1 protein-coding gene is annotated in these 799 nt (G+C 73.8%); it reads right to left on the bottom strand.

The window, feature by feature from the left end:
- Window positions 1-237: 237 nt before the first annotated feature.
- Window positions 238-799 (bottom strand): sensor histidine kinase (locus tag KN815_RS46850; protein ID WP_372458649.1); only part of this gene is annotated, 562 nt, incomplete at its 5' end.

The raw sequence follows: 799 nt of genomic DNA, 5'->3' as shown, positions 1-799 counted from the left end.
CGCACGTAACCCACGCACCGCGCACAACCCACGCAGCGCACGCGATCCGACCGGCCGCGGGCACTAAGCAGGTCAGAGCAAGACCGCTACGGTTCCGACAGCGCGCCGAAGGGGCGCGGGGCTGTGTCGATGCGCGGCTCCGCCGCGGCTGTGTCAATGTGCGGCTCCGCCGCGTGGCCAGCCACGACGGCGCCGCAGCCCGCCCAGCGACGCATCGCGACACTTCCAGCGGAGCGCTCAGGCACTCCGCGCCCGCTCCACGCCCCCGCCACGACCCTCGGCCGCGGTGCCATCCACCGCACGGCCCTCCGGCCGATCCCCGCGGCCCATGTGATCCTTCTCATCCCCGCCGTCGGTGTGATCCGTGTCATCCGTACCGTCCGGGATCACCGCCGACACACGGAAGCCACCCGCCTCCGTGGCCCCCGACACAAAACCCCCACCGAGCGTCGACACCCGCTCCCGCATCCCCACCAGACCATTCCCCCCGCTCGGCAGCCCGGCATCCGCCGCACCCCGCTCCGACGGCCCGTTCTCCACCTGAACCGCGATCTCGGCCGAACGATGCGCCACCCGAACCCGGGCACTCGCGCCCGGAGCATGCTTATGCACGTTGGTCAGCGCCTCCTGCACCACCCGATACGCCGTCTGCTCCACCGGAGCCGCATACCGCCGCTCCTCACCCTCCACCGACAGCTCCACCGCCATCCCCGCCGCCCGGGACTGCCCGACCAGCGCCTCCAGCTCCGCCAGCCGCGGCCCCCCGAGCGCCCCCACACCCCGCCCCGCCGACCCCGCG

Origin of the sequence: Streptomyces niphimycinicus (genome assembly GCF_018883605.1) — a bacterium.
Lineage (GTDB): Bacteria > Actinomycetota > Actinomycetes > Streptomycetales > Streptomycetaceae > Streptomyces > Streptomyces niphimycinicus.
The sequence above is the reverse complement of the archived record's forward strand: the minus strand, read 5'-3'. Positions and strand labels throughout refer to the sequence as shown.